Source organism: Arthrobacter sp. V1I7 (assembly GCF_030817015.1).
Taxonomy (GTDB): domain Bacteria; phylum Actinomycetota; class Actinomycetes; order Actinomycetales; family Micrococcaceae; genus Arthrobacter.
In genome coordinates this window covers 4,110,281-4,123,583 of record NZ_JAUSYS010000001.1, presented here as the reverse complement: position 1 = coordinate 4,123,583, position 13,303 = coordinate 4,110,281, and the positions used below count along the sequence as shown (strand labels likewise).

Below are 13,303 nucleotides of genomic sequence, written 5' to 3'. Positions count from 1 at the left end.
TTGAGTGGTGACTGAACCGGAGACCCCCAGCGGCCCCCCTGCCAACCCTGCTCTCGAGGAAGAGGCCAAGGCGGAGGTCGGCGTCGGTCCCTGGGAAGGCGAGCGCCCTGCCGGCGGGCACTGGGATCCCGACCTCCTGGCCGACGGCGACCGGCGGAATGTCGTGGACAAATACCGCTACTGGAAGCACGAGGCAATCGTGGCGGACCTCGACGCCAAGCGGCACAACTTCCACATCGCGATTGAAAACTGGCAGCACGACATGAACATCGGCACCGTCGTCCGCACCGCCAATGCGTTCCTGGCCAAGGAAGTGCACATCATCGGCCGACGCCGGTGGAACCGCCGTGGGGCCATGGTCACCGACCGCTACCAGCATGTCCGCCACCACCCCACAGTGGACGACTTCGTGGCCTGGGCGCAGGGGGAGGGGCTGGCGATCATCGGGATCGACATCTTCCCGGATTCCGTGCCGCTGGAGACGTACGAACTGCCCAAGGACTGCGTGCTGGTGTTCGGCCAGGAGGGTCCGGGGTTGACCCCTGAGGTCCACGAGGCCGCTGTGGACACCTTGTCCATCGAGCAGTTCGGCTCCACCCGGTCCATCAACGCGGCCTCCGCCGCGGCCATTGCGATGCACGCGTGGATCCGCCGCCACGTCTTCAACCAGCTCCCGGGCTAGGGCGCCAGTATTACAGGGCCGAGTGAGGAGAAACACGGCCCCGCGCGCAGGAATGGCTAGGATGGTTCCTAGCCGACGAGGTTCACTCCAGGGTCAACCCAACCCGCAGACGAAATTCACTTTAGGAGTCAGCATGCCCATTGCAACCCCAGAGATCTACTCCGAGATGATCGACCGTGCAAAGGCGGACGGCTTCGCGTTCCCGGCCGTCAACGTCACCTCTTCCCAGACCCTCAACGCCGCCCTGCGTGGCTTCGCCGAGGCCGAGTCCGACGGAATCGTCCAGGTCTCCACCGGCGGCGCCGCCTACTGGTCCGGCGCCTCCGTCAAGGACATGGTGGCCGGTTCGCTGGGCTTCGCCGCGTTTGCCCGGGAAGTTGCCAAAAAGTACGGCGTCAACGTCGCCCTGCACACGGACCACTGCCCGAAGGACAAGCTGGACGGCTTCGTCCTGCCGCTGCTCACCGCTTCCGAGGCCGAGGTCAAGGCCGGCCGCGACCCGCTGTTCAACTCCCATATGTGGGACGGCTCCGCCGAGACCCTGCAGGAAAACCTGCGGATCGCCCGTGAACTCCTGGAGCGCACCGCGGCCGCCAAAATGATCCTCGAGGTCGAGATCGGCACCGTCGGCGGCGAGGAGGACGGCGTCGAGAACGCCATCAACGACAAGCTCTACAGCACGGTCGAGGACGCCCTCGCCACCATCGACGCGCTCGGCGCCGGCGAAAACGGCCGCTACATCACGGCGCTGACCTTCGGCAACGTGCACGGGGTCTACAAGCCCGGCGGCGTCAAGCTCCGCCCGGAAATCCTCAAGGACATCCAGGAGCAGGTCGGTGCCAAGATCGGCAAGGCCAACCCGTTCGACCTCGTCTTCCACGGAGGCTCCGGCTCCTCGGAGAAGGAAATCGCCGACGCCGTCTCCTTCGGTACCATCAAGATGAACATCGACACCGACACGCAGTACGCCTACACCCGCCCCGTGGTGGACCACATGTTCCGCAACTACGACGGCGTGCTGAAGGTTGACGGCGAAGTCGGCAACAAGAAGCTCTACGATCCCCGCGTCTGGGGCGCGTCCGCCGAAGCCGGCCTCGCGGCCCGCGTCGTGGAGGCCGCCCAGCAGCTCGGCTCCACCGGCAAGTCGCTCAAGTAATGTCCGACGAGTTCCGCAAGAACCTGATGGGTCCTGAGCCGACGCTCCTGCCGGCCGAGACCGAGATCTACGCGGCGCTGGACGCGGGCCAGGAAGCGCTGGACCTGGTGGAGAAGCACCCGACATCCTCGCTGCTCTGGGCCGTGCTGGCCGAGGAAGCGTGGAACGAGGGCCGGACCATTGACTCCTACGCCTACTCCCGCGTCGGCTACCACCGCGGCCTCGATTCCCTGCGGCGGCACGGCTGGCGCGGCGTCGGTCCGATCCCGTGGGAGCACGAGCCCAACCGCGGCTTCCTGCGGGCCCTGTACTCGCTGGGCCGGGCCTCCGCCGCGATCGGCGAAGCCGAGGAACCGGAACGGATCGAGAAGTTCCTCAAGGACTCCGATCCCACCGCGAAGGCAGCGATCGAAGCCAAGTAAGCGCATTAACGACGACGGCGGGCGTCCACCTTTCGGTGGGCGCCCGCCGTCGTTTTAGTGCGGGTGGTCAGGGAGCGGGTGGGTGGGCCCACACCCGCGGGGTTCCCTGGCCGAGCTTGCGAGGTCAGGGAGGGGGTGGGGACTAGCTGGGCTTGGTCAGTCCGGTGCGCGCCATGGCATCGGCGTAGGCCGTGTGCATCTCCTCGAGGTATTGCTCCTGGCGGGCCGGGGTGCCGGCGAAGGCGCGGCCGCTGAGTGAGCGGACCTTGTAGGTCTTCAGGCCACGGCGCCAGATCATGGGCACTTCGGTCTTCAGCAGCAGATTGGCCAGGCGGTTGGCCTCGGTGCCGTGGGCGACGATCACGGAAGCGCGCGGCACGAGTGCCAGGAATTTCAGCAGCGGCTTCAGGCCGGCCGAGATCTGGTCCGGCGTGAACTTGCCGTTGGGCTCGCCCGCGATGTGCCAGGGGTGGACGTTCCAGGGCATGACGAACTCCGGGCGCAGGCCCAGCTTCCATTGGACGCCCAGCATGCGGGTTGCCGCTTCGTCGTCACCGGCGGTGATGAAGCCGGACGGGTCGGCGGTGCCGATGTTGGAGTAGAGGCTGATGATGCGGCACTCGTCGACGTCGTGCATCGGGTCCACATACGGGACATTCGTGCCGGGTTTGGCGGACTGCAGCGTGTCGCACAGTTCGTTGACGGCCGCGACACTAGGTTCGTAGCGGCGGTTCAGAAGCTGTTCGCGAAAATTTTCAGTGGCCAAGGCTGTCATATATTGCTGAGTCTCCTGCGGGATTGGTCAAGCTGCCAGACCGTGCACGGGAACGCCCAATTGCGGGCACGCCAAAATACGATGTGGTTTGAAAATGTGAGGTAGACCGATTCCGAGTCGATCATTACCAGTCTATCAAGCCCTGCGAAATGCTGAACCGGACGCGGGCCGGCGGCCACAGCCCGCGGGGCACCTGCCCTGCCCGCGTGGCGACGGGGCGTAGGCCAAGAGCGCCGCGCACGAGGCTAGGAGGCGCAAAACGTCGCCACACCCTGCATATGGGCTTGATCGGCTAAACTTGGGTGGTAAGAGCCCCGGACTCTGGCGTTGATGGAAGAGCACAGCGGTAGATTCGGGGCATTCTCATGAACGGCGCTGACCTCAGGTGAATCACCTTGGCGCATCCAACTAGGGTGCATTCCTCGGTGGATCAACGGAAGTCAGCCCGAACGAATGGGGGAGGATCCCATGCCAGCAATCGTGATCGTCGGAGCCCAATGGGGCGACGAAGGCAAAGGTAAAGCCACTGACCTGCTTGGCGGCCGGGTTGACTATGTCGTCAAGCCCAACGGCGGCAACAACGCCGGGCACACCGTTGTCGTAGGCGGTGAGAAGTATGAGCTTAAGCTCCTTCCGGCCGGCATCCTGAGCCCGAACGCTGTTCCGATCATCGGCAACGGCTGCGTGGTGAACCTGGAGGCCCTGTTCCAGGAGATCGACGGACTGGAAGCCCGCGGGGCTGACACCTCCAAGCTGCGCGTCTCCGCCAACGCCCACCTCGTGGCGCCCTACCACCAGGTTCTGGACAAGGTCACCGAGCGTTTCCTCGGCAGCCGGGCCATCGGCACCACCGGCCGCGGCATCGGTCCGGCCTACATGGACAAGGTGGCCCGCCTGGGTATCCGTGTGCAGGACGTCTTCGACGCCTCCATCCTGCGCCAGAAGGTCGAGGGCTCGCTCCGCCAGAAGAACGAACTGCTGGTCAAGGTCTACAACCGCCGCGACATCGAGGTGGACGAGATCGTGGAATACTTCCTGTCCTTCGCCGAGCGCCTCCGCCCGCTGGTGATCGACAGCACCTTCGTCCTGAACACCGCCCTCGACGAGGGCAAGGTGGTCCTGATGGAAGGCGGCCAGGCCACGTTCCTGGACGTCGACCACGGCACCTACCCCTTCGTGACGTCCTCGAACCCGACCGCCGGCGGCGCCTCCGTGGGCTCGGGCATCGGCCCCACCCGGATCTCGCGTTCCATCGGCATCATCAAGGCCTACACCACCCGTGTCGGTGCGGGTCCGTTCCCCACGGAACTGTTCGATGAGATGGGCATGTACCTGCAGAAGACCGGCGGCGAATTCGGCGTCAACACGGGCCGTCCCCGCCGCTGCGGCTGGTACGACGCCGTGCTGGCGCGCCACGCCTCCCGGGTCAACGGGTTCACGGACTACTTCGTCACCAAGCTGGACGTGCTCACCGGCATCGAGCAGATTCCGGTCTGCGTGGCCTACGACGTTGACGGCGTCCGGTATGACGAAATGCCGATGACCCAGACCGAGTTCCACCACGCCAAGCCGATCTTCGAGATCTTCGAGGGCTGGACCGAAGACATCACCGGTGCCCGCACCCTGGACGACCTCCCGGAGAACGCCAGGAACTACGTGCTCGCCCTGGAAAAGCTTTCCGGCACGCGTTTCTCGGCGATCGGAGTCGGCCCGGACCGCGACCAGACGATCGTGATCAACGACCTGATCAACGACTGACGCACTGCCAACTGACGCTCGACGACGGCGGGTCACCTGAAAGGGTTGCCCGCCGTCGTCGTTAAACAAAACCTTGACCGTGGATCGTGTCCAAGACACCATGAGCAAAAGAAGCACTTTCCGGCGCTGCCGGATTCCCCGGGCGGGTGCCAAGGAGCGACCGTGGAACGGCCGCCGTGGACGTGATACGAAAGGACTCGAGATGAGTGAAATGCCAGAGGCAGGCGAGCGCCGCCACAGCGAGGCGCCGGCTGAGGGGGATCCGGATGCGGACATCTCGGAGATCCGGGTCCATGCGCAGGAGCCTGCCGAAGGCCCGGATCGCGAGGACACGGACCGCGTGCCACCAGCCGGTGCCGGGGAGCGCCGCGGCGCCAGCTAGCGCTCCGGGATCCCGCGCGCCGGCGCCTGGCAAACGCCTGGCAGCGGCGGACGAATCGCGACACTAAACCGTGGGAGGGGACATCTTGAGCCAAAGATCATCGGATTCGTGGGCGCATAGCCCAGGCCCGGCTGCCGACCCCGCCAGCGTGGATGTCCTGATTCCGACCTGCGACCGTCCGGCGGAACTGGGGGTCACCCTCGCCGGCCTGGCTGCCCAACGCGAACCGTCCTTCCGGGTGGTGGTCAGCGACCAGTCGCAGGAACAGCCGGCCTGGCAGCACCCGGCCCCGGCAGCGATGATCCGTGTTTTGCAGGCCCAAGGCCGTGAAGTAGTGGTTCTCCGACATGTACCCCGGCGGGGCCTGGCCGAGCACCGGCACTTCCTGCTGGAGCAGGCACAGGCCCCGCAGTGCCTGTTTCTCGACGACGACATCTGGCTGGAACCGGGCGCACTGCAGTGCATGTCAGAGGCGCTGACCCAGTTGCGGTGCGGCTTTGTGGGGATGGCTCCCCAAGGACTGTCGTTCCTGGACGACCGGCGACCGCAGGAGGTGCTGACTTTCGAGCGCTGGGAAGGAACCGTTGAGCCGGAAAGGATCCGGCCGGACAGCCCGGCCTTTGGGCGATGGCCGCTGCACAGCGCCGCCAACCTCACTCACCTGGGCGCGGACCTTGGCCTGCGGCCGGGTGAGTGGGTTCCGTACAAGGTGGCCTGGCTGGGTGGCTGTACCCTGTACGACCGTAAAGCGCTGGACGCCACCGGCGGATTCGGCTTCTGGCCGCTCCTGCCTCCGGAGCACGCCGGGGAGGACGTCGTGGCGCAGTGGCGCGTCATGGAGAAGTTCGGCGGTGCCGGCATCCTTCCGTCCGGCGCCGTGCACCTGGAGTCACCCACCACGGTTACAGACCGGAGAGTCGAGGCCTACAGGGTGGTCCTGCAGGACGACGCCGACGTCCCGGAGCCCTGATACCCAGGGCAGGCCGGGGCCGGCCCCCTGGCGCCGGCTCCCTGCCGACGGAGCCGGCAGGAAGCGGGGCGACTAGGCCAGGACCTGCCGCTTCGAGGAAATGACGCCGGTGTCGAAGCCGGCCAGATGCAGGCCGCCGTGGAAGCGGGCATGCTCAATCTTCACGCAGCGGTCCATCACGACGTCGAGCCCGGCGGCTTCCGCTTCCTTGGCAACGTCCTCATGCCACGAACCCAGCTGCAGCCACAGCGTCTTGGCGCCCGCCGCGATGGCCTCGTCGAGGACTCCGGGCAGGTCGTCGTGTTTGCGGAACACGTCCACGATGTCCGGGCTTTCCGGCAGATCGGCCAGCGACGCGTACGTCTGCTCGCCGAGGATCTCCTTCACCACGGGGTTCACGAAGTACACCTTGTAGCGGGTGGAGGACTGCAGATAGGTGGCCACGAAGTAGCTGGCCCGGGAGGGCTTGTCCGAGGCCCCCACAATCGCGATGGACTTCGCCTGACGCAGTAGGTTCAGCCGTTCCGGCGCCGACGGGCCGGTCCAGGTGCGGTCTTCCATGCTCATGACAGTGCTCCGATCGTGCAGGATTCAGCCGACCGCGCATCCTCGGATGCATCCGAGGCGGACTCTTCGGCTGCCGCGGCGAGGGCCTGGTCGAGGTCCCAGAGGATGTCCTCGATGTCTTCCAGCCCGATCGAGATCCGGACCAGGTCTTCGGGGATGCCGGCGGATTCGAGCTGCTCCGGGCTCAGCTGCTGGTGGGTGGTGGAACCGGGATGGATCACGAGGGTCCGGGAGTCGCCCACATTGGCCAGGTGCGAGGCCAGTTGCAGGGATTCGATGAACTTCTGGCCCGCGGCGCGGCCGCCCTTCACTCCGAAGGAGAACACCGAGCCCGGTCCCAGCGGCAGGTACTTCCTGGCCCGGTCGAAGTGGGGATGCGAGGGCAGCCCGGAGAAGTTCACGTAGGCCACACGCTCGTCGGCCTCCAGCCATTCCGCGACAGCCTGCGCGTTCTTCAGATGCTCGTCCAGCCGCTGCGGGAGCGTTTCGACGCCCTGCAGCAGCTGGAACGCCGACTGCGGGGAGAGCGCCGGTCCGATGTCGCGCAACTGCTCGCAGCGGAGCTTGGTGAGGAAGCCGTACTCGCCGAAGTTCCCCCACCATGAGACGTTGCCGTAGGAGGCTACCGGTTCGGTCATGGTCGGGAACTTGCCGTTGCCCCAGTTGAACCGGCCGCTTTCGACGATCACGCCGCCCAGGGTGGTGCCGTGGCCGCCGAGGAACTTGGTGGCGGAGTGGATCACGATGTCCGCCCCGTGTTCGATCGGCCGCACGAGGTAGGGCGTGCTCAAGGTGGCGTCGACGACGAGGGGGACGCCGGCGTCGTGCGCGACTTTGGCGAGGCCCTCAAGGTCCTGGACTTCCGACGACGGATTGGCCACCACCTCGACGAAGATCGCCTTTGTGTTCTGGCGCACCGCGGCGGCATAGTCCGCCGGGTCGGTGCCGGGAACGAAGGTGGTGTCCACGCCGAAGCGCCGCAGCGTGACGTCCAGCTGGGTGACCGTGCCGCCGTAGAGCTGGGACGCCGCCACGATGTGATCGCCCGCCTGGGTCAGCGCGGCGAAGGTGATGAACTCCGCGGCCATCCCCGAGGACGTTGCCACCGCACCGATGCCGCCCTCGAGGGAAGCGATGCGCTCCTCGAACGCGGCGACCGTGGGGTTGCCGATCCGGGAATAGATGTTGCCGTACTTCTGCAGCGCGAAGAGGTTCGCGGCCTCCTGGGTGTCCTTGAACACGAACGATGTGGTCTGGTAGATCGGCACGGCGCGGGCGCCGTGCTCGGCGTCGGGCGTGCCGCCGGCGTGCAGGGCGCGGGTGCGGAACCCGAACTTGCGGTCAGCCATTACGCAGCCACCTCAACCTGGGCGACCGGAACGCCGGAGAGGTCCAGTTCCATGCCGTTCTTCCGGGCGAGGTCCGCTTCGAGTTGGCGGACGATCGGCAGGATGTCCTGGCCGAACGCCGCGACTTCCTCCTGGAAGTGCAGGTAGCCGGTCAGGAACAGGTTCACGCCGATCTTCTTGTACGCCACGATCCGCTCCGCGATCTGCTCGGGCGTGCCGATCAGCTGGGTCTTGAAGCCGTCGTTGTACTGGACCAGGTCCTCGAAGCTCGAGTCGGCCCACATGCCCTTGCCGTCCTTAGTGGACGCTCCGGCCTCCTGGACGGCGGCGCGGAAGCCCTCGACGGCGGGCTTGTGTGCTTTCGCCACGATCTCGCGGAGGGTGTCGCGGGCTTCCTTCTCGGAATCCCGGGCGATCACGAAGCCGTTGAGGCCGAAGCGCGGGGCGGGGAGTGCGCCGTCGGTTCCGCGCTTGCTCTCGCCCCCGCTTTCTCCTGCGGCGGAGACCACGCCGGCGATGTTCTCCTTGAAGCCTTCGAGATCCTTGCCGTTGGAGAAGTACCAGTCGGCCACGCGGCCGGCCGTGGCCTGGGCTGCGGTGGAGTTGCCGCCGAAGAAGATTTCCGGGTGCGCGCGGCCGGGCACGTCCACCGGGGCCGGGTTCAGCGTGAAGTCGGTGATGTTGTAGTACTTGCCGGACTGGGTGTAGTCCTGCTCGGTCCACAGCCCGCGGAGGACCTTGATGAATTCCTCGGTGCGGACGTAGCGTTCGTCGTGTTCCAGCCATTCGAGGCCGAAGTTGGTGAACTCGTTCTTCAGCCAGCCGGAGACGATGTTCACGGCCGCGCGGCCGTTGGAGATGTGGTCGGCCGTGATGATGTATTTCGCCAGGACCCCGGGGTGCCACATGCCAGGGTGGACGGCCGCAATGACCTTCAGCCGCTCGGTCGCGGCCAGCAGCGCCAGGCTGAAGGAGGTCGCCTCGTGCTGCTTGTCCGCGCCGTAGGAGGCGGCGTAGCGCGTCTGGGACAGCGCGTATTCGAAGCCGGAGTTCTCGGCGATCCGGGCGAGCTTCTTGTTGTAGTCGAAGTCCCAGCCGGTGCGCTGTTCGATCGTGGATACCACCAGACCGCCGGAGACATTCGGAACCCAGTAGGCGAATTTGAGCGGTTCGGAAAGGCGGGCGACGTTGCTGATCTCAGTCATGAGTGTTCCTTACTTCCGGTAATTTCTGCGTGGTTAGTGCGGCTGCGCAGGACATCCTGGATGTCCGCGATGGATGGTTCGTTCTGGAGCGAGGTGGTGTCGCCGAGCGTGGTTCCTTCGAACAGCTGGGTGAGCAGCCGGCGCATGATCTTGCCGCTGCGGGTCTTCGGCACATCGGGAACGACGACGACGTCGCGCGGCTTGGCGATCGGCCCGATCCGCTTCGCGACGTGCGCCTTCAAGTCTGACGTGATGTCCAAGCTTGCGTGCGACTTCCGGAGCACCACGAACGCGACGATCGCGTGGCCGGTCTTCGGGTCCGCAACCGGGCAGACGCCGGCCTCCACGACGTCCGGGTGCGACACGAGGGCCGATTCGATCTCGATGGTGGAGAGCAGGTGCCCGGAGACGTTGAGGGTGTCATCCACCCTTCCGAGGATCCAGATATCGCCGTCGTCGTCATACTTGGCGCCGTCGCCGGCAAGGAACCAGCCCTGCGCCGCGTACTGGCGCCAGTACGAATCGAAGTACCGCTGCGGATTGCCCCACACCGTTCGGGCGATGGCGGGGCCGGGGGCGTCCACCACGATGAAGCCGTGGACGCCCGGCGGTACCGTCCGGCCGGCGTCGTCCACGATCCGGGTGCCGACCCCGGGCAGCGGGCGGGCCGCGCAGCCAGGCTTGAACTCCGTGTCGGTGGGAGCCGGGGAGAGGATAGTGGCGCCGGTTTCGGACTGCCACCAGGTGTCCACCACGGGAGCGGTCCCGGCGCCGATATTCTCGCGGAACCAGCGCCACGCCTCGGGGTTGACCGCTTCACCGACGGTGCCGAGCAGCCGGATGGAGGAGAGGTCGTAACTGGCCGGGACGCCGTCGGGGAACCAGCCCATCAGGGAGCGGACCAGGGTGGGCGCGGTGTAGTACTGGGTCACGCCGTAGCGTTCGATGATCTCGAAGTGCCGGCCTGGGTGCGGGGTGTTCGGCGTGCCTTCGAAGATCACCTGGCTGACGCCGTTGGACAGCGGACCGTACAGCTCGTAGGTGTGGGCCGTGACCCAGGCGAGGTCGGCGGTGCACCAGTGGACGTCCTGGTCGCGGAGCGTAGGGTCCGGATTGCTGAACAGGTGTTCGTAGCTCCAGGACGCCTGGGTGAGGTAACCGCCGGAGGTGTGCACGAGGCCCTTGGGCTTGCCGGTGGTCCCGGAGGTGTACATGATGAACAGCGGCGTCTCGGCGTCGAACGCTTCGGGCGTGTGGACTTCGGAGGCCTGCCCGACGGCGTCGTGCCACCAGACGTCGCGGCCTTCGGTCATCGGCACAGTGTGCAGCAGTTCCGGTGCGGTGGTGCGGTTGACCACCAGGACATGTTCGATCGCGTTGTCGCCGGAGACGGCGGCGTCGGCGTTGTCCTTGACCGGCACGGCCGTGCCGCGGCGGAACTGGCCGTCGGTGGTGACGAGCAGCTTTGCGCCGGTGTCCTCGACCCGGAACTTGAGCGCCTCGGCGGAGAAGCCGCCGAAGACGAGTGAGTGGATGGCGCCGATGCGGGCCACAGCCAGGGTGATGATCACGGTTTCCGGGATGACGGGCAGGTAGATGACCACCCGGTCGCCCTTGGTGATGCCGAGGCCCAGCAGCGCGTTGGCTGCCTTGGACACCTCGCGCTGGAGGTCAGCGTAGGTGATGGAGCGGCGGTCACCGGGTTCGCCTTCGAAATGCAGGGCCACCTTCCCGCCTCGCCCGGCGTCGACATGGCGGTCCACGCAGTTGTAGGCGACGTTGAGCTTCCCGCCTTCGAACCAGGTGATGGCCGGGCCGGTGCCGGCCTCGACGTCGGCGGGGACGAGACGGTGCGCTGTGTGCCACGGCTTGTCCTGCCCGGCGGACTGGCTGCCCGGCGCCGGCTCCCAGTCCAGGCGCAGGGCGGCCTGCTCCCAGAACGCGATGCGTTCGGCCTCGGTGCCGGGGGCGGCGCCGCGGGCGGTGGCGGCAAAAACGCCGGCCTCGGTCAGCGGGGTTGCGGTCGTCGTCAGGCCCATCGTTTCACCGCCCATTTCTCTGCAAGTCCCAGCAGGCCATCAGTTATCTTTCCGATCACCGCGAGCAACACGATTGTCAGCAGCAACCGGTCAGTGCGGCCGTTGTTCTGGGAATCCGTCAGCAGGAAGCCAAGCCCCATTGAGGAGGCGATGAGTTCGGCGGCCACGAGGAACAGCCATGCCTGCGCCAGCGCCAGCCGGAGTCCGGAGAAGACCGCGGGGACGACAGCCGGGAGCTGGACGGTGGTCAGGAGCCTCACACCCTTGAGTCCGAAGGCCCGCGCTGCCTCGACGAGGTTCCGGTCCACATGGCGCAGGGCCAGGGAGACCGTAGTGAAGACCGGGAAGAAGGCGCCGATCAGGATCAGGGTGATCTTGGAGTCCTCGCCGATTTTCATCCAGAGGATGAGAAGCGGAACCCAAGCCAGTGACGGTACCGCCCGGAGCGCCCCGATGGTCGGGGCCAGCAGAACATCGGCGAACCGGGACAGCCCCACGAGGGAGCCGAACACGAGTCCGAGGGCAGCCCCGGCGGCGAAGCCGATCAGGACGCGCTGGGTGGAGATGGCAATGTGCTGGCCCAGCTGCCCGCGCTGGAGCAGGTCGATTCCGGCCTCCAACACCATGGCGGGCGGCGGGAGCTGTACGACGCTGAAGATCCCGGCCGCGGTGGACAGCTGCCAGGCCGCCAGCACCGCCGCCGGAAGGATCAGTCCAAGGAGCAGACGCGCCCAGCCGTTGGCTAGAATCCCGGCGGGGGACCATCCGTTCGCCGGGGAGCCGCTCGGTCCCGAATCGGGCGAGCCCGGCTGGGCGGCGTCTGCTGGAGTTGCGGGGACGGCTGCAGCGCGTCCATCCGCAACACTGTTGCCGGTGAGGAAGGGATTTCCGAGGTGTGACATCAGGAATCCTTGATGGCGGACGCGTCCGCCTTCTTCACCAGCGAGTCATCAAGTATGGAGGCGACTGCGTCGTCGATCTGCTTCTGGCTTGCAACATCGCCGGTCTCCACGAAGGTCGGCCCGATTTTTGCGAGGACCTTCCGCTGCGCCTCGCCCGGCGCCGGGTCGACGTCGAGGTTGCTGCGTTCCAGCACCACCGTCTTCGCGACGGCGAGGTCCAGGCCCGCGACGTCGGCAAGGATCTGGGCGGTTTCGTCCGGGTTCGCCGCGGCCCAGGCGCGGGCCTTCTCATAGGCGTTGACCACGGCCTGCGCCTGCTTCGGCTTGTTCGTCAGGAAGGACTCCGTGGCGTTGAGGAAGCCATAGGTGTTGAACGACAGGTTCCGGTAGAACAGCTTGGCGCCTTTCTGCTCGGCGCCGGCCATGATCGGGTCCAGGCCGGACCAGGCATCCACCGATCCGTTTTCCAGCGCGGTCCGCCCGTCCGCGTGCTGGAGGTTCTGCACCGTGACGTCCTTGGCGGAGATCCCGGCTTCGGAAAGGGACTGCAGCAGGAAGAAGTACGGGTCCGTGCCCTTCGTCGCAGCCACGGACTTGCCCTTCAGGTCCGCGACGGTGGTGATCCCGGAGGCGGGGCCGGCCACCAGGGCCGCCCACTCCGGCTGGGAGTAAATGTCGATCGTCTTGATCGGTGAGCCGTTGGCACGCGCCAGCAGCGCGGCGGATCCGGCGGTGGAGCCGACGTCGACCGCCCCGGAGCGCAGTGCTTCGTTGGCCTTGTTGGACCCGGCGGACTGCACCCAGTTGACGGTGACGCCCTGGTCCTTAAGCGAGGCCTCCAGCCAGCCCTTCTTCTTGATGACCAGGCTCAGCGGGTTGTACGTGGCGAAGTCGATGTTGAGGGTGCCGCCTTCGACGGCTCCGCTCGCTGCGGGCGCGCCGCCGGAACCCTCACCGGCGACGCAGCCGCTAAGCACCAGGGCGGCGGAGACGGCGGCGGCCCCAATCACTGAACGGCGAGTGACTGAGTGGCGGGTGGCTTTGCGGGCAAATGACATGGGAATCCTCTGAGACAGATATCGAAATGGTGCGAGCG

General features: G+C 66.6%; 13 protein-coding genes. 6 read left to right on the top strand and 7 right to left on the bottom strand.

The window, feature by feature from the left end:
• Nucleotides 1-7 precede the first annotated feature (7 nt).
• The 3 genes from QFZ69_RS18880 (at nucleotide 8) to QFZ69_RS18870 (ending at nucleotide 2,260) form a co-directional block, all read left to right on the top strand.
• Nucleotides 8-682, top strand: a complete 675-nt coding sequence (locus tag QFZ69_RS18880; protein ID WP_306913562.1) for a TrmH family RNA methyltransferase — start codon at nucleotides 8-10, stop codon at nucleotides 680-682.
• Nucleotides 683-815: 133 nt separating this feature from the next.
• Entirely contained in the window at nucleotides 816-1,838 is a 1,023-nt protein-coding gene (gene fbaA / locus QFZ69_RS18875) for a class II fructose-bisphosphate aldolase (RefSeq protein ID WP_306913560.1), read from the top strand.
• Nucleotides 1,838-2,260 carry a DUF3151 domain-containing protein gene (locus QFZ69_RS18870; protein WP_306913558.1) on the top strand — a complete coding sequence of 141 codons (423 nt, stop codon included), beginning with the start codon at nucleotides 1,838-1,840 and terminating at the stop codon, nucleotides 2,258-2,260. The genes fbaA and QFZ69_RS18870 overlap by 1 nt, the downstream gene beginning before the upstream one ends.
• A gap of 142 nt (nucleotides 2,261-2,402) precedes the next feature.
• On the opposite strand, the gene QFZ69_RS18865 is transcribed toward QFZ69_RS18870, so the two are convergent.
• On the bottom strand, nucleotides 2,403-3,035 hold the full coding sequence (locus QFZ69_RS18865; RefSeq protein ID WP_306913556.1) for a uracil-DNA glycosylase: 633 nt from the start codon (nucleotides 3,033-3,035) through the stop codon (nucleotides 2,403-2,405).
• A 468-nt stretch (nucleotides 3,036-3,503) separates the two neighbouring features.
• Between QFZ69_RS18865 and QFZ69_RS18860 the strand changes: the two genes are divergently transcribed.
• The 3 genes from QFZ69_RS18860 to QFZ69_RS18850 all read left to right on the top strand — a co-directional run bounded on the left by QFZ69_RS18860 (nucleotide 3,504) and on the right by QFZ69_RS18850 (nucleotide 6,145).
• The gene (locus tag QFZ69_RS18860; protein ID WP_306913555.1) at nucleotides 3,504-4,793 is read left to right on the top strand and encodes an adenylosuccinate synthase; all 1,290 of its coding nucleotides are present in this window, start codon (nucleotides 3,504-3,506) and stop codon (nucleotides 4,791-4,793) included.
• Between the two features lie 202 nt (nucleotides 4,794-4,995).
• A complete protein-coding gene (locus QFZ69_RS18855; RefSeq protein ID WP_306913554.1) occupies nucleotides 4,996-5,175 on the top strand; it encodes a hypothetical protein in 180 nt (59 codons plus the stop codon).
• A gap of 85 nt (nucleotides 5,176-5,260) precedes the next feature.
• Nucleotides 5,261-6,145 (top strand): glycosyltransferase family 2 protein, encoded by an 885-nt coding sequence (locus tag QFZ69_RS18850; protein WP_306913553.1) that lies wholly within the window; start codon nucleotides 5,261-5,263, stop codon nucleotides 6,143-6,145.
• A 72-nt stretch (nucleotides 6,146-6,217) separates the two neighbouring features.
• Here QFZ69_RS18850 and QFZ69_RS18845 read toward each other — a convergent pair whose 3' ends face one another.
• From QFZ69_RS18845 to QFZ69_RS18820, 6 genes are read right to left on the bottom strand one after another with little or no spacing between them, the layout of a single operon-like run.
• A complete protein-coding gene (locus tag QFZ69_RS18845) occupies nucleotides 6,218-6,712 on the bottom strand; it encodes a CoA-binding protein (RefSeq protein ID WP_306913551.1) in 495 nt (164 codons plus the stop codon).
• Nucleotides 6,709-8,061, bottom strand: a complete 1,353-nt coding sequence (locus QFZ69_RS18840; RefSeq protein ID WP_306913549.1) for an O-acetylhomoserine aminocarboxypropyltransferase/cysteine synthase family protein — start codon at nucleotides 8,059-8,061, stop codon at nucleotides 6,709-6,711. The genes QFZ69_RS18845 and QFZ69_RS18840 overlap by 4 nt, the downstream gene beginning before the upstream one ends.
• On the bottom strand, nucleotides 8,061-9,266 hold the full coding sequence (sfnG, locus tag QFZ69_RS18835) for a dimethylsulfone monooxygenase SfnG (protein WP_306913547.1): 1,206 nt from the start codon (nucleotides 9,264-9,266) through the stop codon (nucleotides 8,061-8,063). The genes QFZ69_RS18840 and sfnG overlap by 1 nt, the downstream gene beginning before the upstream one ends.
• The gene (acs, locus tag QFZ69_RS18830) at nucleotides 9,263-11,320 is read right to left on the bottom strand and encodes an acetate--CoA ligase (protein ID WP_306913545.1); all 2,058 of its coding nucleotides are present in this window, start codon (nucleotides 11,318-11,320) and stop codon (nucleotides 9,263-9,265) included. The genes sfnG and acs overlap by 4 nt, the downstream gene beginning before the upstream one ends.
• Nucleotides 11,296-12,207, bottom strand: coding sequence for an ABC transporter permease (locus tag QFZ69_RS18825; RefSeq protein ID WP_306913544.1), 912 nt, complete (start codon nucleotides 12,205-12,207; stop codon nucleotides 11,296-11,298). The genes acs and QFZ69_RS18825 overlap by 25 nt, the downstream gene beginning before the upstream one ends.
• A complete protein-coding gene (locus QFZ69_RS18820; RefSeq protein WP_306913543.1) occupies nucleotides 12,207-13,265 on the bottom strand; it encodes an aliphatic sulfonate ABC transporter substrate-binding protein in 1,059 nt (352 codons plus the stop codon). Before QFZ69_RS18820 ends, QFZ69_RS18825 begins: the two co-directional genes overlap by 1 nt.
• Nucleotides 13,266-13,303 lie beyond the last annotated feature (38 nt).

Coding starts and splice junctions, on each gene's coding strand:
- fbaA (WP_306913560.1), top strand. CDS start 816: ATGCCCATTGCAACCCCAGAGATCTACTCCGAGATGATCGACCGTGCA.
- QFZ69_RS18870 (WP_306913558.1), top strand. CDS start 1,838: ATGTCCGACGAGTTCCGCAAGAACCTGATGGGTCCTGAGCCGACGCTC.
- QFZ69_RS18865 (WP_306913556.1), bottom strand. CDS start 3,035: ATGACAGCCTTGGCCACTGAAAATTTTCGCGAACAGCTTCTGAACCGC.
- QFZ69_RS18860 (WP_306913555.1), top strand. CDS start 3,504: ATGCCAGCAATCGTGATCGTCGGAGCCCAATGGGGCGACGAAGGCAAA.
- QFZ69_RS18855 (WP_306913554.1), top strand. CDS start 4,996: ATGAGTGAAATGCCAGAGGCAGGCGAGCGCCGCCACAGCGAGGCGCCG.
- QFZ69_RS18845 (WP_306913551.1), bottom strand. CDS start 6,712: ATGAGCATGGAAGACCGCACCTGGACCGGCCCGTCGGCGCCGGAACGG.
- QFZ69_RS18840 (WP_306913549.1), bottom strand. CDS start 8,061: ATGGCTGACCGCAAGTTCGGGTTCCGCACCCGCGCCCTGCACGCCGGC.
- sfnG (WP_306913547.1), bottom strand. CDS start 9,266: ATGACTGAGATCAGCAACGTCGCCCGCCTTTCCGAACCGCTCAAATTC.
- acs (WP_306913545.1), bottom strand. CDS start 11,320: ATGGGCGGTGAAACGATGGGCCTGACGACGACCGCAACCCCGCTGACC.
- QFZ69_RS18825 (WP_306913544.1), bottom strand. CDS start 12,207: ATGTCACACCTCGGAAATCCCTTCCTCACCGGCAACAGTGTTGCGGAT.
- QFZ69_RS18820 (WP_306913543.1), bottom strand. CDS start 13,265: ATGTCATTTGCCCGCAAAGCCACCCGCCACTCAGTCACTCGCCGTTCA.